A 21,879-nucleotide genomic window follows, 5' to 3' on the forward strand; every position below is an offset into this window, starting at 1 on the left:
GGGGTTTTTTTTATGAAGAATAAATATCTTAATTTTTGCCATTATGTCTCTCAAGCCTGTGGTGCTTTTGCAGTAGGAGCATTAATTTTATCTATTTTAGTAATTGTTGAACTTGTCTTTGAAAGATATTTTTTTCAACGAGCTATTACATGGCAAACAGAGCTTGTAACTATGCTTCTTGTTGCATCTACTTTTATTGGTAGTGCCTACGTTTTGAGTGAAAAAGCACACGTAAGTATGGAGTGGATTTATGACTTTTTATCAAAAAAAAACATTATTAAACTTAAAATTTTTACATCATTTATAAGCTTGGGTTTTTTTCTAATTTTATTTTACTTTGGCTTTTTAATGGTCGAAGAAGCTTTTGTTAAAAATTATACTACTGGAACCGTTTGGGACCCTCCATTATGGATTCCTTATTCTTCAATGTTAATAGGTTCATTATTGATGATACTTCAATATATTGCTGAAATAATTAAACTAATTGATGAAGGAGATTTTAAATAATGGATCCTCTAATTATAGCTGTAGTAGTTGCTGTTTTTACTTTAATAGTTTTATTTTCAGGAATTCCAATAGCTTTTGGTTTAAGTTTTGTTTCAATTGCCTTATTGATTGCTTTTGAAGGATTTCAAATGCTAGATGTTTTTGCTGAAACTTTTTATGCAGGATTAAATTCATTTGTTTTATTGTCGATTCCAATGTTTATTCTTATGGGCATGGCTGTGGCTAACTCTCCTGCAGGTAAGGATTTATACACTGGACTGGATAGATGGCTATGGAGAGTTCCAGGTGGTTTAGTTATTTCAAATATTGGAGCATGTTCAATTTTTGCAGCTTTAAGTGGATCAAGTCCTGCAACGTGTGCTGCTATTGGAACTATGGGAATTCCTGAAATGAGAAAAAGAGGATACTCAGATCAAATTGCTACTGGTACAATCGCAGCCGGAGGAACGCTTGGGGTTTTAATTCCACCAAGTATAGTTTTAATTGTCTACGGAATGGCAACAGGAACTTCTATTGGAAGATTATTTTTAGCAGGCATTGTTCCTGGTTTTATGTTGGCAAGTCTTTTTGCTGTTTGGGCATTAATACATAGTTACTTCATTGATAAAAATGCAGCTAAATTATTAAGAAACAGAAAACCACCAACATTGAGAGAAAAATTTGAAGTTCTTCCAAGAATTTTTCCATTCCTAGCAATTATTGTTGGAGTTTTATATGTATTGTACGGTGGTGTGGCAACCCCATCAGAAGCCTCAGGTGTAGGTGCATTTTTAGTTTTCGTTATGATTGCTGTAGTTTATAAAATTTATCATCCAAAAAAAATTTGGAATATTGTTAAAGTTTCAATGAAAGAAAGTGTAATGATAATGTTTATTATTGCTGCTTCTTATCTTTTTGCATTTACATTGTCACAACTTTACGTAACCCAATCGCTTGCACAAAGTATGATTGAGTTAAGTAGTAATAAATGGATGATTTTTTTGATGGTAAATGTGTTTTTGCTTGTAGCTGGATTCTTTTTACCACCAGTTGCAGTTATTGTAATGACTTCAGCTATATTGTTACCTGTCATTACTACATTAGGTTTTGACCCATATTGGTTTGCAATAGTATTTACAATAAATATGGAAATAGGCTTAATAACACCACCTGTTGGATTAAATCTTTATATTATTAAAGGTATTACACCAGATGTTAGTCTATCTACAATCTTAAGGGGATCATTTCCATTTATGATGATGATGGTTTTATCTATTATAATATTATGCATCTTCCCTGAGATAGTAACGTGGTTACCTGATAAACTAATGGGTAAACCTCTTGGATATTAAAAAAAACATTAATAGGAAAATTTCAGTAGCACCAATGATGGATTGTACTGATCGTCATGATCGTTACTTTTTAAGGTTGATGAGCAAGAATGCTATGCTGTACTCAGAAATGGTTGCAACAAAATCTGCAATTCATGGAGACCGAAAAAAAATTCTATCTTATAGTCCTGAAGAAAAACCTTTAGCATTACAAGTGGGAGGATCTGATAAAGCAGAATTAGCTGAAGTTGCAAAAATTGCAGAAGACATGGGTTATGATGAAATTAATATTAATTTAGGTTGCCCCAGTAAAAAAGTTCAAAAAAATATGTTTGGCGCTTGTTTGATGAGAGAGCCAGATTTAGTTGCAGAGTGTATTAATTCCATGGTTAATGCTTGTAAAATTCCAGTCACTGCAAAAACTAGAATTGGCTTTGATGATACAGAAGAATTTGATTACTTAAATAATTTTATAATAAAGATGAAAGGGGTTGGTTGTAGCACTTTTATATTGCATGCTCGAAAAGCTATTTTAACAGGAATGTCACCTAAGCAAAATTTGAATATTCCAAAGCTAAACTATGGAATGGTCTATAAAATTAAAGAAGAAAATCCAGATTTAGAAATCATTATTAACGGAGGTATATCAAAAGTTGAAGAGATTAAAAATCACTTAACTTTATGCGATGGAGTTATGATTGGTCGATCCATATATCAAAATCCTTATTCTTTAGTTGAGATTGAAAAAGAAATTTTTGATACAAAAGAGCAACCATCAAGAGAAGAAGTGGCCGAAAAACTCCTAGAGTACTTAGAAAAGGAAGTTAAACTTGGAACAAAGGTAAACCATATTATGAGACATACAGTTGGGCTGTACCATGGTCAAATTGGTTCCAAAGATTGGAAAAGATATTTAAGTGATAACATGATGGCAAGAGACTCAGATTTTCAAAAATCCAAACATATAATGACAATTGTTCAAAATAATGAGAAAGCCAATCAAATAAATTCATAATGGAAAATTTAAATTTTGCCGATTTATTTAATCTACTGGTGGTATTAGGTATTTCGGCAGCAGTTGCAGGATTTATGGCTGGTTTACTTGGTGTTGGAGGTGGAATTATAATGGTACCAGCTTTGTATTATGCTTTTACAGTATTAGATTTTGAATTAGTTACTAGAATGCACTTATCAGTTGGAACTTCTTTAGCTATAATTATTCCAACATCAATAATTTCTACCAAAACTCATATGGAATATGATGCTGTAGATTTTAAAATGGTTAAATCATTTGGTATATTTATATTGTTAGGCGTAATTGCCGGTACCTTCTTAGCTGTGAATTTAAAAACACCTGCATTAGTTTTATTTTTTTCTATATTTGCATTTATGGTAGGTTTATTCTTCATTTTTCTTAGAGAAAAACTTGTTGAAAACCCAAAAAAAATTTCAAATTTTATTAAAAATATTTCTGGAACTCTCATAGGATTTATATCTGTGCCACTAGGTATAGGTGGAGGTTCTTTAATGGTACCATTTATGAGAACCTTTGGTTATGACATAAGAAAATCAATAGGGACAGCAGCTGCTGTTGGGTTTTTAATTGCTGTAAGTGGAACTATAACAATGATTACTGGGGGAAAAATAATTGACAATGTTAATACTCCCTACAGCATTGGATATATAAATTTATTAGGCTTCATAGTTTTTGTGCCAGTGACAATGGTCATGGCAAGATTAGGAGCAAAAGCAGTTTATAAAATAGATAAAAAGCTACTAAGTAAGATTTTTGGGGCATTTTTACTCATGGTTTCAATCAGATCTTTTATTGAATATTTAAGTATAACTTAATATTTATTTAATAAAAAAAAGATAAAATTTATTATGTTTAATTTAAAAGAAATTATTTCATCTATTGCTGATGCGGGAAAAAAACTCTTTACTAAAAAAGAATATAAAAAGAATGATTTAGAGACAATAATTAATTTATGTGATGATTTATTATCAAATAAAGGTGCTGCTTTTGGTATTACAGTAGCAAGAGATATAACAGAATTATATCAAACACTTTCCCAAGAAAACAAATTATCATTTTTTAAAAAGATAAATGAAAAATATAAACCAAGCTTTACAAAAGTTAATGAAGCAATAGATGTTTATAAAAATTCACAAAATGAAAAAAATTTATCTGATCTATTTAAGATTTCAGAGGGTAAGAGAAGAGAGCTCTTTAGAAGAATGAATATGGCGCCCAGTGGAACCTCAAGTATAGTTTCTTTAAGAGAAGATTTATTAAAAACATTAAATGATAATAGAGAACTAAGACCATTAGACGACGATCTAAGACATTTATTTAGGGCATGGTTTAATCCAGGTTTTCTAAAACTTGAACAAATTACTTGGGATACAAAAGCTGCAGTATTAGAAAAAATAATTCAATATGAAAGAGTTCATCAAATAAAAGATATGAATGAACTTAAGAGAAGATTAGGAGAAGATAGAAGGTTTTTTTCTTATTTCCATCCAGCCCTTGAAGATGAGCCAATAATTTTTGTTCAAGTAGCTTTAACAAAAGATTTGGGTAAATCAATTCAAGAATTAATGAAACCATCTGCTGGAGATAAAGAAAAATGTGACACAGCAACATTTTACTCAATTAGCAACTGTCAAGAAGGCTTGTCCAGAGTAACACTGGGTAATTTTTTAATAAAAAGAGTTGTGTATGAAATACAAGAAGAATTACCTAATATTAAGAAATTTGGAACTTTATCACCTATACCTGGTTTTGTTGATTGGTTCTCATATTTAGAGAATAGTAAAATAAAAAATATTCTTGGAAATTTATCAGATCAAGACTTATCATTTTTAAAATCTCAAGACCTTAAGATAGGTGATAGTAGAATTATTGAAAAAAAAGAAGCTATTACAAAATTGGTTAGTCACTATATTGTTAACGAAAAAAATAACAAAGGCCTTCCAATTAATGATGTAAGCAGATTCCACTTAGGAAACGGAGCTATAGTTGATGATATAATTATTAATGCAAATATTTCTGAAACAGGTTTTAAACGATCTTACGGTGTTATGATAAACTACCTTTACGAACTTAAAAATATAGAAAAAAATCATGAAGATTATATTAATAACAAAAAAGTTATTTTTTCAGATAAATTAAAAAAATATCTATAGTTATTTAATGAATAAAGTTAATAAAGACTTTATAAATAGCTCTCATTTTATTACTGAATTAAAATTATGTAGTATTAGATTAATTGATAATTGCAAATTTCCATGGATTATATTAATCCCGAATAGAAAAAAAGTAACTGATATTACTGAACTTAATTTAAAGGATCAAATCCTTTTTATGAAAGAAATTGTTTTCTGTAGTAATAAAATGAAAAAATTATTTAAAACATCAAAACTTAATGTTGAAAAAATTGGCAATATAGTTCCTCAATTACACTTACATATTATTGCTAGAACTAAAAATGATAGTTCCTGGCCATTGTCTGTTTGGGTGGTAAAATCTAAGAGTTACAAAAAAAATGAAAGATTAAAAATTTTAAAAAGATTAAAAAAGGTTTTTTAGAATGGGGTCGGGGTGGTTTCAGTCTCCCTACGCCACCCACAATTAACTTATAAATGATTCTTTATTAAAATTTTTACACTTAATAATTGAATGTAGACTTTATACATTTCATCGTTTATTTAATAATGGATGTCTAACCAAATTAAATCTGATGATGTTATTTTTAACTTTTTTAAGCAAATCTGCGATGAAAAAAGCGATGAAAAATGTGTTGAATTAGGAAATAGTTGGATAAAAGCCATGGAGACAAATCTTGCTAATATGAAAAAAAATTTAGATGAGGCTGATAAAATAAAACATCAGGAAAATATTAATAACAATTTAAAACATCTTCACAATTTGAAAGATAAGTCAGCAGAAGAATGGCGTGAATACGCAACCCAGTGTATGATCGAAATATTAGAACATAAAAGAAAATCATGAATTTTTTTAGAAAATTATTTTCAAGTAGTAATTTAGAATTAAGAATAAATGATGGTGGTAGGGCAGCTGCTGGTTATAAGGGAAAGGCTGGAGATTGTGTGGTTAGATCTATTGCAATTGTTTCAGGTCTTCCTTATCAAAAAATTTATGATGATCTTTATAGAGCAAACGAAGAATTCAGAACATCATCGAAAACTAAACTTGCAAGAAGTTTGAAGCAAAAAAATGATAGTCCAAGATCAGGAACTCACAGAGTAGTTTTAAAAAAGTATCTTAAAAAATTAGGGTGGTATTGGACGCCTACAATGTTTATTGGTCAAGGCTGCAAAGTTCACTTAAAAAAAGAAGAGTTGCCAAGTGGAACTTTAATAGTATCTTGTTCAAAGCACATAACAGTTGTGAAAGATGGTGTATTACATGATACATATGATTGCTCCAGAAGTGGCACACGCTGTGTTTATGGTTATTGGACAAAACCTAATTAAATCAAAATGAAAAAAAAATTATTGAGTTGTATAGATTGTGGAGATGATACAGAAATTTTAACACAAGTAAGTTCAGCACCCGAAATAAAACTACTTTGTAGTAGCTGTTATAATGTTAAATATTCTATAGAATTACAAGCACATGTAAGTTGTAATAAAAAAAATAAAAAATAAGATTCTAATTTTAATGGTCTTGGAAGATTTAATTATTTAGAGTTTTGATTAATTTATTTAACAGATTTTATTTTTTGATTTATTACAAGAACAGCCCCAACTATTAATATTGGAAAACCTATAATTAAATCTATTTGCCATTCTAAATTTTCAAATACTGTAGATATTAATAAAGCAAGTACGGGCATAACAACACCAACATATCCTGCACGACCAGCTCCAACTTTTTCAAGTAATTTTAAGTAAAAAATAAATGCAAATATCGAACCTGGAATAGAAAGATATACTAGTGAAGCAATATATTCAAAACTATATTCAAATAATAATTCACTGCCTCTTACTTGTGTAATTAATAAAGTAACAATGGATCCATATAGCATGGCATAAGCAATTGTTTGTATTAATGGGAAATTATTATTTAAATTTCTTTGATGAATCATATTTCCTGTAGATGCACTAAGTGTTCCGATTAAAGCTAAAAACAAACCAACATGAGTACTATTAGTAAAGTTAAAATTAAAAATCTCATCATTGAAAATTATTAAAATTCCAATCATACCAATGAATGCACCAATTAAAGTTTTTAAAGAAGGTTTTTTTTTAAAATAAAACCCTTCTCCTAAAATATTCATAATTACAACCGTTGAAAAAACAATTGCTGGAAATGCACTAATTAAATAAGTATTTGATATATAAAAGAAAACATAATTTATGGAATAAATACTTGTTCCAAAAAATAAAAACCAAATGTGATGATTGAAAGAAAAATTTAAACTTTTCTTTTTTATCAATAGATAAATGAAAATAACTATTGAAGCAATTAAAAATCTATAAAATACAGAAACAAGAGGATCAACGTAACCTAACTGAAATTTAATTACGTACCAAGTTGGAGACCAACAAAAAAGTGTAATTAAAAATAAAAAAAAATTATGCATAGCTAATAATTAGTAATGATTTAAATTAAAAGTATAGACGATACATAAAATTAACTGCAACAACTGTTAAAACTATAACTAATAAATACAATGAAACATAATCCCTAGGTTTAAGCATAATTTTTAAAGCTTTAATAACGTTTAATAGATTTCAGGATATTATTCTATATATTTGCGATGCCAAATTAAAAATTTAGAGTCTTCAAACAATCTAAAACTATCCCACCCAAATATTTTTTTACTCGTATTGTAAGGTACTTTCCATAATGGATTTGTGGCAATATCAGCTTTTCTAGATGTTTTTTGATTCCAGCCAAAAGCAAAAATAATAAAAATAATAATTACAATTTTTTTTTTATTTTTAAAAAATTGAAGTCTTTTGGACATTTTAGAAAAATCAATTTCGATGTGATCATTTTTATAAAGATAAAAATATAAATAAGTAGAAAATGATATCAACATACCAATCCACCTTCCCCAATCACTACCAACTATAAAAAGTATTAAAATAGGTATGTATAATAAAGATAATAATATAAAAATATTACTAAACCCAAGAGTTGAAAAAAGGTTATTAATTTTTATTTTCGAGTGAATTGATAAGAAAAATAATGGAAAAAAACCAATTAAAAATATTATGAAATATCTAAATATCCATGAAGTTATTTCAAACAAAGATGATTTATTAAAAGTAGATTGAATTATAAAATCTATTTTATTAAGATCGAAATGCCTCAAAAGCTCACAAGACATATAGCATTTTTCGTTAAAATTTATTAAAAGACTTTGCTTCATAATTTCATGATCTTCCATTGATGGAGGATAAATAAAAAAGAAAGCAATAATTAGCAATGAAGGAACAAATAATAAAGAATTTTTTAAAAAAGATTGTAAGGTTTTAATATTTTTATAAAAAATTAAGCAAGTCAGAACAAATGGAAAAAAAAGTACAACTTGCTCATAGATTAAGCATACGATTGGTGTAACAAAAAAAATGTAAAGATTTAAGTAATTATTGTATTTTTTTTTTGGATTGCACAAATAAATTACACCTAAAAAGTAAGCATATAAGAAGATTTCTTTTCTTGCCAATACTTCAATTTCAGCAACTGGATAAAGAATAAAAATTGGAGTAAAAACTGCAAAGACGGTTAAGACGTTATGCTTTAAGGCTTTAAAAAAATAATAGTTTAAAGCTAAAACAAAAATATAAAATGTGGATTGAAAAACAAATATCACGAATCTTAGGTCAAGTTTAAAGTAACTGGCAATCTGAAAGCAAATTTCACCCAGAAAGCCTCTACGAGTTAAGCCTCCTTGGTAATTAATTATCCATTCAGATATTGTAGAATCATTTCCAACGTCATGTTTTATATATAGATGAATGACAGAACAAAAAGATAATATGGCCAAATAAATTAAAAAATACTTATTAAAACTTTTAAGTTCTTTAAAGTTATTATTATTATCCATTTTGTACTAAGCAGAAGCTATTTTTTTTTGTGGGTCATAAAAAGGTTTTTCAACAATGGTTGCCTTAACTAATTTATCATTAATTTTAACATCAAGTTCATTATTTAACTCTGATTGTTCAATTGAGATCATTGCTAGAGCTATATTTTTTTTTAATCTTGGTGAATAAACAGCTGAAGTAATTTTACCAACAACATTTTCATTTTTGGTAACTTCCCAAAAAGTTGTATTAGGTCTTGTTAAAGGTTCACAATTTAAAACAACACCGACTTGTTTTCGTTTGATACCATTAACATTAATTAAGTTTAAAGCTTTTTTACCAACAAAGTTTGCATCAATATCTAAATTAACTAATCGACCTAGACCAACCTCATAAGGATTTGTGTTGATATCTGCATCTGCATGATAGGATAACATTCCACCTTCAATACGTCTTATTGATGATGTATGTCCTGGTTTAATTCCAAATTTTTTACCAGCTACCATTATTTTTTCCCAAAGTTTATCACCCATAGAACCATCTCTAAGATAAAGTTCATAACCTAATTCACTTGACCACCCTGTACGAGATACAATTAATGGAATTCCATCAAGGTCTAATTCACGAAACCAATAATACTTAAGATCAATAATACTCTTACCAAATAAAGCTTCCATAATTTTACCAGAGTTAGGCCCTTGCAATTGAAGAGGAGAGACATCAGGTTCACAAATTTTGACATCTAATTTGGAATTTACAGCAACACCTTGTGCCCATAATAAAATATCACTATCTGCAAGTGATAACCAAAAATGATTTTCTTTTAATCTTAATAAAACAGGATCATTTAAAATTCCGCCTTCATTGTTTACAATTAATACATATTTACATTGACCAACTGAAAGTTTTGAAAGATCTCGTGGTGTCAAGAGTTGCACAAATTTTGCTGCATCTGGTCCTGTAATTTCAACTTGTCGTTCAACAGCAACATCACATAAAATTGCTTCATTAACTAAATTCCAGAAGTTTTGTTCTGGGCATCCAAAATCCCGTGGAATGTACATATGGTTATAAACAGAAAAACCTGTTACACCCCATTTAACAGTTGAATTAAAGTAAGGAGATTTTCTTATTTGAGTTCCAAAACCAAAATTTTTTTTATCTTGCATATAAAATTTGTATTAAAATTCTAGTTTTAATTAAAGCTTTATTTATTGTTTTCACACTCAATTGTTGCGAATTCAGTAGCCTTCATTATTTCTTCAGGTTTCATTTTGAAGATTTCATTTATTTGATCGTCCGTAAATTTTTCACTTAATTTGTCAACTGTACAACTGCAATAGACTTTTGCTCCATCAGGTCCAATGTATCCTTTTGAATTACTGTAACACCCAATATATAATTCTTTTTCAAATTCTGGGCTTAGAGCTTGACCTTTAGAGCTTATAAAAAAGATAATTATTAGCAAATATTTATATTTTTTGATCATACTCACCTACTTTCCCAGTTTTGTGGAGTAGATCATCAATAAAATCAAAGATTTTTTTCTTTCTTTCATTTGAAGTCGGACTTTCAGTTACAATGACTAAAGATGGTTTATTAGATGAAGCTCTAATTAATCCCCACGAACCATCCTTAAAAGAAAATCTAATTCCATTAACTGTTAGTATTTCTTTAATTTCTTGATTGTCAATTTTAATTTTACTATCTTTAATTTCCAAAACTTTTTTTACCAGATCTTCAACAACTTGATATTTTTCTTCATCTTTGCAAAAAGGTGCCATGGTAGGTGTTTGAAATGTGTTAGGTAATTCATTGATAATTTCATTCATTGTTTGATCTTTATTATCTAGTAGATGACAAACATGAATTGCTGAATTAATCCCATCATCATAGCCATACCCTAAAGGTTGATTAAAGAAGAAGTGACCACTTTTTTCAAATCCTGCTAATGCTTTTTCAGTATTAACTTTTCTTTTGATGTGTGAGTGACCTGTCTTCCAGTAAATAGTTTTACAATTACTACTTTTTAAAACCTTATCTGTTGCATACAAACCTGTTGATTTAACGTCTACAACAAACTTTGAACCTTTATGGGTTTCTGATAAATTTCTTGCAATCAATAATCCAATCTTATCTGAAAATATTTCGTTCCCCATATTATCAATTACACCAACTCGATCACCATCTCCATCAAATCCAAAACCAATATCAGCATTATTATCTTTTACAGCTTTTGCTATTGCATGTAACATCTCTAAATCTTCTGGATTTGGATTATATTTTGGAAAAGTCCAATCAAGATTACAATCTAACTCTATTACCTCACAACCAATTCCTTTTAAAATTTCAGGTGCAAATATTCCAGCTGTACCATTACCACATGCAACAACTGCTTTAATTTTCTTTTTGATTTTGTTTTTATTTATTAAATCATCTTTATAAATTTGTTGAAAACCTTCTATTTGTTTTTCACTTCCTTTACCTTTTATAAAATTTTCATTTAAAGTAATTTCTTTTAATTCTTTCATCTCTTCTGGTGCATGAGTTAATCCTTTTTTGATACCCATTTTAACTCCAGTCCAACCATTTTCATTGTGACTAGCAGTTACCATTGCAACAGCATCAGCATTTAAATTAAATTGTGCAAAATATACAGTAGGGGATAGTGACAAACCTATGTCTTCAATATTACATCCTGTTGAAAGAAGTCCTTTTTTAAGAGCTGTTTTTATTTCTTCACTGTAAGATCTATAATCATGACCGACAATTACTCTTGGATTAGTTTTTTTTGTGTGTTTTATAATTTGAGTACCCAAACCTTTGCCCAGATTCTCTATTCCGATTCTATTTATATCCTTCTCATACAACCACCTCGCGTCATACTCTCTGAAGCCATATGGATCTATTTTTAAATTTGTTGTCATTGTTAACCTTTCTTACATTCATTTTATTTTTTTATTGATATTTTTTTTATATGTTCTATAAATGTTCTGTTGATTAATGATTTATATGGTGTATCAATGCTTTTAGCATACAACATGTAGTTGTTTTGCAAAAAAAACATAATAAAACTTAAAATATGAACAAAATTCTATCACAAGCACTCAAGAAAGCTGTCTCCGAATATAGCCCAAATAATAGTGAGCTTTCAAAAAATAAAGGACCAGATTTATTTTCACTTAGCAATGACACAGAACTTTTTCAAAATGAAAAAGGCATAATTATTAAAATTGATAGATCAAGAGATTCTAAATTAACAGACTTTGGTAAGGCAACTTTAAAAGATAGATACTTAGGTCACAACGAATCTTTTCAAGATTTATTTGCACGAGTTGCAAGTTCATATGCAGATGACAATTTACACGCACAAAGAATTTATAACTACATTAGCAACTTATGGTTTATGCCAGCAACTCCAGTTTTATCAAATGGTGGAACCAAAAGAGGCTTACCAATTTCATGTTTTTTAAATGAAGCATCAGACAGCTTAAATGGAATACTTGATCTATGGAGTGAGAACGTTTGGTTAGCTGCTAAGGGTGGTGGAATAGGAAGTTACTGGGGAAACCTTAGATCTATAGGAGAAAAAATTGGTAAAGTTGGAAAGACTTCAGGAATAATTCCATTTATTAAAGTTATGGACTCGTTAACAATGGCAATTAGCCAAGGTTCATTAAGAAGAGGATCTGCTGCTTGTTATCTTCCAATTGAGCATCCTGAAATTGAAGAGTTTATTGAAATGAGAAGACCTACTGGTGGAGATCCAAATAGAAAAGCCCTAAACCTTCATCATGGTGTTTTAGTATCTGATGCATTTATGAGAGCTGTTGAAACAGATGGACAATGGGCACTAAAAAGTCCTGCTGATGGAACTGTGCAACAAACTATCTCTGCAAGAAATTTATGGATTAGATTGTTAACTGCAAGAATTGAAACAGGTGAACCTTATATTATTTATATCGATACAGTTAACAGACAAATTCCACAACATCACAAACTTGCTAATTTAACTGTTAAAACTTCTAACCTTTGTAGTGAAATAACTCTACCTACTGGAATAGATAAAAATGGAAGAGATAGAACTGCTGTTTGTTGTTTATCATCTTTAAACTTAGAAAAGTATGATGAATGGAAAGATGACAACGTTATGATTAATGATGTTATGAGATTTTTAGATAATGTATTAACTGATTTTATTGCAAGAGCTCCAGAACAATTTGATGATGCAAAATATTCTGCAGAAAAAGAAAGAAGTGTTGGTTTAGGTGTTATGGGTTTCCATTCTTACTTACAGAAACATAGTATTCCCCTTGAATCTGTTATGAGTAAAGCTTGGAATAAAAAGATATTCAAACACATTCAAGAACATGTTGATCAAGCCTCAAAAGATTTAGCAGACGAAAGAGGAGCTTGTCCAGATGCTGCTGATTATGGCTATAATGAAAGGTTTTCAAACAAAACTGCGATTGCACCAACAGCTTCTATTTCTATTATCTGTGGTGGAGCTTCACCAGGAGTAGAGCCAGTTGCAGCTAACAGCTATACTCATAAAACTCTTTCAGGATCTTTTAATGTTAGAAATAGATATTTGGTTGAATTATTAGAAAAACATAGAAAAAATACAGATGAAGTTTGGTCTGAAATCACTACAAACCAGGGCTCTGTTTCACATTTAGATTTTTTGACTGATTTAGAAAAAGATGTTTTTAAAACAGCATTTGAACTTGATCAAAAATGGATTATTGAATTAAGTGGAGATAGAACGCCTTATATATCTCAAGCTCAATCAATTAACCTTTTTGTACCAGCAGATATTCACAAAAGAGAACTACATAAAATTCATTTTGATGCTTGGAAAAAAGGCTTAAAGAGTCTTTACTACTGTAGATCAAAATCAATTCAACGTGCAGAAAATGTTAATGACACTAAAGCAACAGACGTTACTGCGAACGTTTACAAATCAAAACCACAAACAACTGAACAACCAGAATACGAGGAGTGCCTATCATGTCAGTAGAGAAAATGAATACTAAAATTATCCAACCACCAAAAGAAAAAATAGTTCAACCACAAAAAATGGGACTATTAGTTGAAAACCCAGTTTACAAACCATTTAGATATCCATGGTGTTATGATGCTTGGTTAACTCAACAAAGAATTCATTGGCTACCAGAAGAAGTGCCACTTGGTGATGATGTTAGAGATTGGCAGAAAAATTTAACTCAGTCTGAAAAAAATTTATTAACACAAATTTTTAGATTTTTTACTCAAGCTGATGTTGAAGTGCAAAATTGTTATTTAAGACATTATACAACTGTATTCAAACCTACAGAAGTATTAATGATGATGACTGCTTTTGCTTCAATGGAAACAGTTCACATAGCTGCTTACTCTCATTTACTTGATACGATTGGAATGCCTGAGTCAGAATATTCTGCATTCATGAAATATAAAGAGATGAAAGATAAGTATGACTACATGCAAAATTTTGACATGAGTTCAAAAAAAGATATTGCATTAACAGTAGCTGTATTTAGCGCATTCACTGAAGGTTTACAATTATTTGCAAGTTTTGCAATCTTACTTAACTTCCCGAGACACAATAAAATGAAAGGGATGGGCCAAATTGTTACTTGGTCAGTAAGAGATGAAACGTTGCACTGTAATTCTATGATTAGATTGTTTAAAGAGTTCATTCATGAGAACCCAGAAATTTGGACTCCTGAATTAAAAGCAGAACTTTATAAAGCATGTAGAACAATCATAGAGCATGAAGATGCTTTCATTGATTTAGCTTTTGAAATGGGTCCTATGGAAGGTCTTACAGCGCAAGATGTGAAACTTTACATAAGATTTATTGCTAATAGAAGATTATCTCAACTTGGTTTAGAACCAATTTACGATGTGGACAAAAACCCACTTACTTGGTTAGATTCTATGTTGAATGCAGTTGAACACATGAACTTCTTTGAAGGCCGTTCTACTGAATATTCTAAAGCATCAACTCAAGGAACTTGGACCGAAGCCTTTAGTTAAAAAGTGAAAACGAATTATTTAATCTTAATTATATTCATTTTTCTAACAAATTGTAACACTGTAACAGGAACTGTAGAGGGCACTGTTAGAGGTATTTATAAAGATGTTAAAACAACTCACCATTACACAACTTGTGTTTTTACTAAAACTCAATGTGGTGATTTAGATTTAGATTAAACTATCTTTGATTTAATTGTATTACTTTTCTGTGCTTATTGCCTTTATAACTTGCAAGAGGTCTAATTAATTTATTAGCAGCATGTTGCTCCATAATATGAGCAGACCAGCCTGTAATTCTTGAAATTACAAATATTGGTGTAAAGAAATCAGTGTCAAAACCCATCAAATGGTAAGTAGGACCAGTAGGATAATCTACATTAGGATAGATATTTTTTTCTTTAATCATTACTTTTTCAACAATGTCATATATTTTTTCAAATGTTTTATCTTTTTTAATGATTGCTACTCTTTTAAAATATTCTCTCATGGTAGGAACTCTTGAGTCACCACTTTTGTAAACTCTGTGACCAAATCCCATTACCACATCTTTATTTTTAAGAGCTTTAGTAATCCATTTTAAAGCATTCTCAGGTTTTTTAATTTTCTTCATCATGTGCATTACTTCTTCATTAGCACCACCATGAAGAGGACCTTTTAAACTTGCTATTGCACCTGTGATTGCCCCATGAATATCAGACAAGCTACTCGTAATAGTTCTTGCTGTAAATGTGGACACGTTAAAACTATGTTCAGCGTATAAAATTAATGAGACATCAAAGGCTTTAACAATTTCTTTATTTGGAACTTTTCCAAAGCACATATGGAAAAAGTTTTCAGAAAAACTAAGATTTTTCTTTGGAGATATAGTTTTTTTTCCTTTTCTAAGTCTATAAAAAGCAGACAATGCAGTAGGTGTTTTTGCAAGAATTCTAATCGCCTTTCTTAAATTTGCTTTAGGTGAGTTATCTTTAGTTTCTTTGTCTTCGAGACCCATAACGCTGACAGCTGTTCTTGCAACATCCATTGGATGTGAATTTTTAGGAATTTTTTTTAAAATATCTATTAAGTTTTTTGATAAAGTTATTTCTTTAGATAACTCTTTCTTAAATTCTTTTAGCTGTTTTTTATTTGGTAATTCTTTATTTAAAATCAAGTAAGCAACTTCTTCAAAGTCACATCTTGCACATAAATCTTGAGCTGCATAACCCCTATAAGTTAGAGAGTTAATTTCAGGCATAACTTTTGAAATTTCAGTTTCATCAACAATTATCCCTAGTAAACCTTTTTTAATATCATCACTCATTATTCATGTCCTTCCGTACTAAAGTTATAAATTTTTTCATCTAACGAATTGTATTTTTCATATTCCACTAACTCGTAAAGTCTTTTTCTAGTTTGCATTTTATCAATTATGTTGTTTTGATGTCCACTCACAAAAATGTCTCTAAGACCATCTTCTACATTTTTCATGGCTAATCTTTGGGTGGTTACTGGATAAATCACAATATTATATCCAAAATTTTCTAATTCTTTGTAATTGAATAACTTAGATTTTCCAAATTCAGTCATATTAGCAAGCAAGTAGCATGATAGTTCTTTTCTAACTTTTTCGAAATCTTTCTCATCATGTAAAGCTTCTGGAAAGATAATTTCAGCTCCAGCATCAATATATGCCTTACATCTATCAATCATCTTATCTATTCCTTCAACACCTTTAGCATCAGATCTTGCTATAATTTTAAAATTTTTATCTTGCTTAGCTGTAACACATTCTTTAATTTTTTTAACCATTGCTTCAGTTGAAATTAATTCTTTATTATCTAAGTGCCCACATCTTTTTCTCTCCACTTGATCTTCTAAGTGAACTGCTGAAACCCCAAACTCTTCAAAAGTTTTAATAGTTTCTGCACAAGACTTAAAGCCAGTGTCAATATCAACAATTGTAGGTAAACTTGTAACTCTAGATATTAAATAAGATCTAGTACTAACATCTTGAAGGGTAGTTAAACCTATATCTGGAAACCCTAAATCATTAGCCATAACCCCACCTGATACGTAAACAGCGTCATAACCAATTTCTTCAATTAGTTTTGCAGTTAGTGGGTTATATGCCCCCGGAACTCTTAAAATTTTATTTGATTTTAATTTACTGACAAAGTCAGCTCTTTTTTGACTGGGCTCTTTATCTACAAAATGCACTAAAAAATTCCTTGTTTTGTATTTTTCTTTATCTGACTTCTTTTAACTTGAATATTTAACTTATTTAACTCTCCAGCTTTTAAGTTTTTAAGATTTTGAACAACTTTTAAGAAACGAGCACTCTCTTTTTTATCTAAGATACCATCTGTTAACGTTAAGAACTTATTTATATAATTCTGTCTTTTAAATGGACGTGCTCCATAAGGGTGTGCATCTGCTCTATCTAATTGTTCTATAATTTTCTTACCATTATTTAAAGTAACTACAACTTTTGCACCAAATGATTTATTCTTTGGATTAGGATTGTGATATTTTTTAGTCCATTTTTTATCTTCATACGTTGTAATTGATTTCCATATTTTGATTGTACTTTTTCTATTGGCTCTTTGCTTAGTATAAGATTTTACATGATGCCAATCAGCATCCTCAAGCGCTACAGCAAAAATATACATTATTGAATGATCTAAAGTTTCTCTACTTGCATTTGGATCCATTTTTTGAGGATCATTTGCACCAGTACCAATTACATAATGAGTGTGATGACTTGTATATAAGTCAATTTTTTTTATCTGATTAAGATTATCTATCTTCGTATTTAGTTTTTTTGCAATATCGATTAAAGCTTGAGCCTGATACTCTGCAGAATACTCTTTAGTATAAGTCTCAAGGATAGCTTTTTTTGACTCCTTTTTTTTTGGTAGGGGGACATTGTATAAAGCTTTTTTTCCATCTAAAATTCTAGCAATCACGCTATCCTCACCTTCATAGATAGGACTCGGAGCTCCTTCACCTCTCATAGATCTATCAACAGCTTCAATGGCAAGCTTACCTGCATGCGCTGGTGCAAACGCTTTCCAACTTGAAATTTCACCTTTTCTAGATTGTCTTGTTGATATTGTTGTATGTAATGCTTGTTGAATAGCCTGATAAATTGTTTCAGTGTTTAATTTTAACATGGTGCCTAAGCCTGCAGCAACGCTAGGTCCTAGATGAGCAATATGATCAATTCTATGTTTATGAAGACAAATACCTTTTACCAAGTTAACCTGAACTTCATAAGCTGTAATAATTCCCCTCAAAAGATCTAAACCACTTTTTTTATTTTGTTGTGCAACACTTAACAGTGGAGGAATATTGTCACCTGGATGACTGTAATCTGCAGCTAAAAAAGTATCATGAAAATCAAGCTCTCTAACTGCTGTTCCATTGGACCAAGCAGCCCACTCACAATCAAATTTTTGTTTTGAATCTATTCCAAATAAAGTTGCACCATTTTTTCTTGGGTGTTTTAATGCCATTTCTCTAGAAGAGGTTACAGCTTTTCTATTTAAAGAGGCAATAGCAACAGAAGCGTTATCAATTATTCTATTGATAACCATTTCAATTGAATCTTTATTTAATTTTGCATTATCAGACGCAATCTCAGCAATCTTCCAAGCTAACTGATTTTTTTTAGGTAAATGTATTTTAGATGAATAAACTTTAATTTTATGTGAAATCACAAATCTCCTTAATTTTTATGAACTTATTAATAATAAGAAAAAAAATTAAATCAATCTTTTAAGTAAGTAGAAACTATTTTTTCAACACCAATAAAGTCTTTTATTAAATGATTATGGTAAATTTCATTAGTATTTTTTTCTGTGTAACCATTTTCCAACAAGATTACAGGAATTGAAGCTGCTTTTGCTGCATTTGCATCAGTTTCACTATCTCCAATCATTAAAGAATTTTTAATATCTCCACCTAAGATTTCAATTATATTTGTAATGTGTCTTGGGTCAGGTTTGCAATAATCAAAAGTATCTGATCCGGCAACGTATTCAAAGTAATCATAAATACCAATTTTTTTTAAAAGATCTATTGCTAGGCGCTCTTGTTTGTTAGTACAAACAGCCATAGAAATATTTTTTACTTTGCACCATTTTAAAAATTCTTTAACTCCATTTATGAGAGTGCTTTGATTAATAATATTTCTCCCATAATATTCAACAAAATCTTTAGACATTTTATCTTTAATTTTTTGATCAGTCACACTGTGATATTCTTTTTTTGCTTGACCCCAAATAGATCTACCAATTAATGCACCAGCACCTTGACCTACTAGTTTTCTGATTTCTTCTGTTGATTTAGTTGGAAAACCATATTTTTTCATTACATAGTTGTGTGCCCCCATTAAATCAGGCGCTGTATCAACAAGTGTTCCATCAAGATCAAATAAAATTGTGTAATTTTGAGTCATTAATAAAGTATTTTTAAGAAATAAATTGTGAATTAAGTTAACTATACACTTAATATAAATATATTTCTAGATGAAACAAATAAATTCTAATATTGACCAAGAAAAACTACGTAAATTTTTTATCAAGTCTGGTGTAAAAATGATTGGACCAGAAACTGTTTTTTTTTCAAAAGATACAAAGATTGGAAAAAATGTTACTATTAATCCTTATGTTGTCATTGGACCAAAAGTTAAAATTGGAAATAATGTAATTGTAAACTCATTTTCTCATCTAGAAGATTGTAAAATAAAAAATAAAGTTGAAGTTGGACCTTATGCAAGATTAAGGCCGGGGACTATTCTAGAAGATGAATCAAGAATTGGAAATTTTGTTGAAGTTAAAAAAAGTATAATTGGAAAAAAATCAAAAATTAATCATTTGTCGTATATTGGTGACAGTGAAATAGGCAAAAGTGTAAATGTAGGGGCGGGTACAATTACCTGTAATTATGATGGTGTTAAAAAAAGTAAAACAAAAATTAAAGACAATGTATTTATTGGCTCCAATTCATCATTGGTTGCGCCCATTACTGTTGAAAAAGATAGCACTGTTGGAGCTGGCTCAGTGATTACAAAAAAAGTTAAAAAAAAGTCCTTAGCTTTAACTAGAAGCTCACAAATAGAAGTTAAAAACTATAAAAGAAGATTAAAATAATATGTGTGGGATAATAGGAATAGCTAGCAATAAACCAGTTTCAGCTGCAATCATCAACTCTCTTAGAAAGTTAGAGTATAGGGGGTATGACTCTTCAGGTATTGCAACTTTATCAGAGGGAATTCTAAATGAAGCAAAATCAGAAGGTAGAGTTGATATTTTAGAAAAAAATCTTGCAGTTAAAAAAATGTCAGGTCTAATTGGAATCGGTCACGTTAGATGGGCAACTCATGGAATTCCAAACACTATTAATGCACATCCTCATTCTTCAGAAAGTGTATCTGTAGTTCATAATGGTATTATTGAAAATTCTACGATTTTAAAGAAGCATTTAATCAACAAGGGTCATTTATTTAAATCTCAGACAGATACGGAGGTAATTGTTCATTTAATAACAGAATATTTAAAAGAACTTAATTTAAAAGATGCAATTATTAAAACTCTTAAGCAACTTCATGGAAGTTTTGCTCTAGGTATAATTTTTAAAGATCAGCCTGATCTTATAGTGGGTGCAAGAAGAGGCTCACCACTTGCAGTTGGTTATGGTCCTAACGAAAATTATCTAGGGTCAGACTCTTACGCTTTAAAATCTATGACTAATAAAATTTCATATTTAGATGATGGAGAATTTTGCATCATAAAAAAAGACCAGGTTGAGTTTTTTGACGAAGAAGGCTTAAAAGTTAATAAAAAAGTTTTAGAATTATCTTCTAAAGAACAGGATTATGACAAAGGTGACTTTAAACATTTTATGGCTAAAGAAATTGAAGAACAGCCAACAACACTAAAAAACTGCATAAATGAATATATTGATAAAATTAATAACGACATCAATATTTATAATTTTCCGTGGGATATAAAAGAAATTTCTTCAGTAACATTAATTGGCTGTGGAACAGCTTACCATTCTTGTTTAATGGCAAAGTATTGGTTTGAAGAGAATACCACACTTGATGTAACTACTGATATTGCATCTGAGTTCAGATATCGAAAAAATAGATTTAAGAATGATAATTTATATATTTTTGTTTCTCAATCTGGTGAAACAGCAGACACTTATGCTGCTTTAGATTTATGCAATAAAAATAACATGAAAACTTGCAGTGTTGTTAATGTTGTAGAAAGTTCTATTGCAAGAGACTCTAAATTTGTTTTGCCAATTCATTGTGGCCCTGAAATTGGTGTAGCCTCTACAAAAGCTTTCATGGGTCAAATGCTAGTTCTTTATATCTTGGTATTAAAACTAGGAATTTTAAAAAAAAATTTAGATAAAAATTTGTATTTCGATAAAGTTAAAGATTTAAAAGCATTACCTAAGTTAGTTGAACAAACATTGTTAACTGAAAGTAGAATTCAAACAGTATCGAGCACTTTTACAGATGCAAAAGGTTCAATGTTTTTAGGCAGAGGTTTTTCTTATCCAATTGCATTAGAAGGAGCCTTAAAGTTGAAGGAATTAGCCTATGTTCATGCAGAAGGGTACCCTGCTGGTGAGATGAAACATGGCCCTTTAGCTTTAATTGAAGATGGAATGCCAGTTGTTATCTTAGCTCCAAGAGATAATTATTATAAAAAAACGATTTCTAATATGCAGGAAGTAATTGCTAGAGGCGCCAAAGTTTTATTAATTACAAATAAAAGTAAAGACGAAGTAGTTTCTGAAAATATTTGGGAAACTATTGAAGTTGAAAACACTAACGATGATTTGCTTCCATTTTTATTAACAATTCCTTTACAAAAATTAGCTTATTATTCAGCTCTTAAAAAAGGTTATGATATTGATAAGCCTAGAAATTTAGCAAAATCAGTCACTGTTGAATAAT

At 29.7% G+C, this 21,879-nt stretch carries 23 protein-coding genes; 14 read left to right on the forward strand and 9 right to left on the reverse strand.

Annotated elements, in window-relative coordinates; translation table 11 throughout:
• The first annotated feature begins 12 nt into the window (after window positions 1-12).
• From VP91_RS04815 to VP91_RS04855, 9 genes are all read left to right on the forward strand, one after another.
• The gene (locus VP91_RS04815; RefSeq protein ID WP_169036324.1) at window positions 13-507 is read left to right on the forward strand and encodes a TRAP transporter small permease subunit; all 495 of its coding nucleotides are present in this window, start codon (window positions 13-15) and stop codon (window positions 505-507) included.
• Window positions 507-1,838: a TRAP transporter large permease gene (locus VP91_RS04820; protein ID WP_169036325.1), complete on the forward strand. Its 1,332-nt coding sequence runs from the start codon at window positions 507-509 to the stop codon at window positions 1,836-1,838. The genes VP91_RS04815 and VP91_RS04820 overlap by 1 nt, the downstream gene beginning before the upstream one ends.
• Window positions 1,828-2,832: a tRNA dihydrouridine(20/20a) synthase DusA gene (gene dusA / locus VP91_RS04825; protein ID WP_282434681.1), complete on the forward strand. Its 1,005-nt coding sequence runs from the start codon at window positions 1,828-1,830 to the stop codon at window positions 2,830-2,832. Before VP91_RS04820 ends, dusA begins: the two co-directional genes overlap by 11 nt.
• Window positions 2,832-3,668: a sulfite exporter TauE/SafE family protein gene (locus tag VP91_RS04830; protein WP_169036326.1), complete on the forward strand. Its 837-nt coding sequence runs from the start codon at window positions 2,832-2,834 to the stop codon at window positions 3,666-3,668. The genes dusA and VP91_RS04830 overlap by 1 nt, the downstream gene beginning before the upstream one ends.
• Window positions 3,669-3,701: 33 nt before the next feature.
• Window positions 3,702-5,006: a malonyl-CoA decarboxylase domain-containing protein gene (locus tag VP91_RS04835; RefSeq protein ID WP_169036327.1), complete on the forward strand. Its 1,305-nt coding sequence runs from the start codon at window positions 3,702-3,704 to the stop codon at window positions 5,004-5,006.
• 7 nt (window positions 5,007-5,013) lie between these two features.
• Entirely contained in the window at window positions 5,014-5,409 is a 396-nt protein-coding gene (locus VP91_RS04840) for an HIT family protein (protein WP_169036328.1), read from the forward strand.
• Window positions 5,410-5,538: 129 nt separating this feature from the next.
• Entirely contained in the window at window positions 5,539-5,832 is a 294-nt protein-coding gene (locus VP91_RS04845) for a hypothetical protein (RefSeq protein WP_169036329.1), read from the forward strand.
• Window positions 5,829-6,317, forward strand: a complete 489-nt coding sequence (locus VP91_RS04850) for a hypothetical protein (protein ID WP_169036330.1) — start codon at window positions 5,829-5,831, stop codon at window positions 6,315-6,317. Before VP91_RS04845 ends, VP91_RS04850 begins: the two co-directional genes overlap by 4 nt.
• 6 nt (window positions 6,318-6,323) lie before the next feature.
• Window positions 6,324-6,491 carry a hypothetical protein gene (locus VP91_RS04855; protein ID WP_169036331.1) on the forward strand — a complete coding sequence of 56 codons (168 nt, stop codon included), beginning with the start codon at window positions 6,324-6,326 and terminating at the stop codon, window positions 6,489-6,491.
• 53 nt (window positions 6,492-6,544) lie between these two features.
• Here the strand turns inward: VP91_RS04855 and VP91_RS04860 are convergent, their stop codons facing one another.
• The 5 genes from VP91_RS04860 to VP91_RS04880 all read right to left on the reverse strand — a co-directional run bounded on the left by VP91_RS04860 (window position 6,545) and on the right by VP91_RS04880 (window position 11,809).
• The gene (locus tag VP91_RS04860) at window positions 6,545-7,429 is read right to left on the reverse strand and encodes a DMT family transporter (RefSeq protein WP_169036332.1); all 885 of its coding nucleotides are present in this window, start codon (window positions 7,427-7,429) and stop codon (window positions 6,545-6,547) included.
• A 159-nt stretch (window positions 7,430-7,588) separates the two neighbouring features.
• Window positions 7,589-8,902 carry a hypothetical protein gene (locus VP91_RS04865; RefSeq protein WP_169036333.1) on the reverse strand — a complete coding sequence of 438 codons (1,314 nt, stop codon included), beginning with the start codon at window positions 8,900-8,902 and terminating at the stop codon, window positions 7,589-7,591.
• Between the two features lie 6 nt (window positions 8,903-8,908).
• On the reverse strand, window positions 8,909-10,051 hold the full coding sequence (locus VP91_RS04870; RefSeq protein WP_169036334.1) for a glycine cleavage T C-terminal barrel domain-containing protein: 1,143 nt from the start codon (window positions 10,049-10,051) through the stop codon (window positions 8,909-8,911).
• Between the two features lie 38 nt (window positions 10,052-10,089).
• Window positions 10,090-10,371, reverse strand: coding sequence for a hypothetical protein (locus tag VP91_RS04875; protein ID WP_169036335.1), 282 nt, complete (start codon window positions 10,369-10,371; stop codon window positions 10,090-10,092).
• On the reverse strand, window positions 10,355-11,809 hold the full coding sequence (locus VP91_RS04880) for a phosphomannomutase/phosphoglucomutase (RefSeq protein WP_169036336.1): 1,455 nt from the start codon (window positions 11,807-11,809) through the stop codon (window positions 10,355-10,357). The genes VP91_RS04875 and VP91_RS04880 overlap by 17 nt, the downstream gene beginning before the upstream one ends.
• Window positions 11,810-11,964: 155 nt before the next feature.
• Between VP91_RS04880 and VP91_RS04885 the strand changes: the two genes are divergently transcribed.
• Genes VP91_RS04885 through VP91_RS04895 form a run of 3 tightly spaced genes read left to right on the forward strand, consistent with a single transcriptional unit; the run spans window position 11,965 to window position 15,098 of the window.
• Window positions 11,965-13,902 (forward strand): ribonucleoside-diphosphate reductase subunit alpha, encoded by a 1,938-nt coding sequence (locus tag VP91_RS04885; protein WP_169036337.1) that lies wholly within the window; start codon window positions 11,965-11,967, stop codon window positions 13,900-13,902.
• Window positions 13,903-13,907: 5 nt separating this feature from the next.
• Window positions 13,908-14,921 carry a ribonucleotide-diphosphate reductase subunit beta gene (locus tag VP91_RS04890; RefSeq protein WP_425305184.1) on the forward strand — a complete coding sequence of 338 codons (1,014 nt, stop codon included), beginning with the start codon at window positions 13,908-13,910 and terminating at the stop codon, window positions 14,919-14,921.
• Window positions 14,922-14,924: 3 nt separating this feature from the next.
• Window positions 14,925-15,098, forward strand: a complete 174-nt coding sequence (locus VP91_RS04895) for a hypothetical protein (RefSeq protein ID WP_169036339.1) — start codon at window positions 14,925-14,927, stop codon at window positions 15,096-15,098.
• 1 nt (window position 15,099) lies between these two features.
• Here VP91_RS04895 and VP91_RS04900 read toward each other — a convergent pair whose 3' ends face one another.
• The 4 genes from VP91_RS04900 to VP91_RS04915 are packed head-to-tail and all read right to left on the reverse strand — an operon-like array spanning window position 15,100 to window position 19,362.
• Window positions 15,100-16,224 (reverse strand): bifunctional 2-methylcitrate synthase/citrate synthase, encoded by a 1,125-nt coding sequence (locus VP91_RS04900; RefSeq protein ID WP_169036340.1) that lies wholly within the window; start codon window positions 16,222-16,224, stop codon window positions 15,100-15,102.
• Entirely contained in the window at window positions 16,224-17,120 is an 897-nt protein-coding gene (gene prpB / locus VP91_RS04905) for a methylisocitrate lyase (protein WP_169036341.1), read from the reverse strand. The genes VP91_RS04900 and prpB overlap by 1 nt, the downstream gene beginning before the upstream one ends.
• The gene (locus VP91_RS06965) at window positions 17,120-18,622 is read right to left on the reverse strand and encodes an MmgE/PrpD family protein (RefSeq protein WP_169036342.1); all 1,503 of its coding nucleotides are present in this window, start codon (window positions 18,620-18,622) and stop codon (window positions 17,120-17,122) included. Before VP91_RS06965 ends, prpB begins: the two co-directional genes overlap by 1 nt.
• A gap of 50 nt (window positions 18,623-18,672) precedes the next feature.
• On the reverse strand, window positions 18,673-19,362 hold the full coding sequence (locus VP91_RS04915) for an HAD-IA family hydrolase (RefSeq protein WP_169036343.1): 690 nt from the start codon (window positions 19,360-19,362) through the stop codon (window positions 18,673-18,675).
• 70 nt (window positions 19,363-19,432) lie between these two features.
• Here VP91_RS04915 and VP91_RS04920 point away from each other — a divergent pair, with 70 nt between their 5' ends.
• Together VP91_RS04920 and glmS are read left to right on the forward strand one after the other, a co-directional pair.
• On the forward strand, window positions 19,433-20,056 hold the full coding sequence (locus VP91_RS04920; RefSeq protein ID WP_169036344.1) for a DapH/DapD/GlmU-related protein: 624 nt from the start codon (window positions 19,433-19,435) through the stop codon (window positions 20,054-20,056).
• A gap of 1 nt (window position 20,057) precedes the next feature.
• Window positions 20,058-21,878, forward strand: a complete 1,821-nt coding sequence (glmS, locus tag VP91_RS04925) for a glutamine--fructose-6-phosphate transaminase (isomerizing) (protein WP_169036345.1) — start codon at window positions 20,058-20,060, stop codon at window positions 21,876-21,878.
• The last annotated feature ends 1 nt before the right edge of the window (window position 21,879 follow it).

This window comes from Candidatus Pelagibacter communis, assembly GCF_012932795.1.
In the GTDB taxonomy this organism is placed as follows: domain Bacteria; phylum Pseudomonadota; class Alphaproteobacteria; order Pelagibacterales; family Pelagibacteraceae; genus Pelagibacter; species Pelagibacter ubique_S.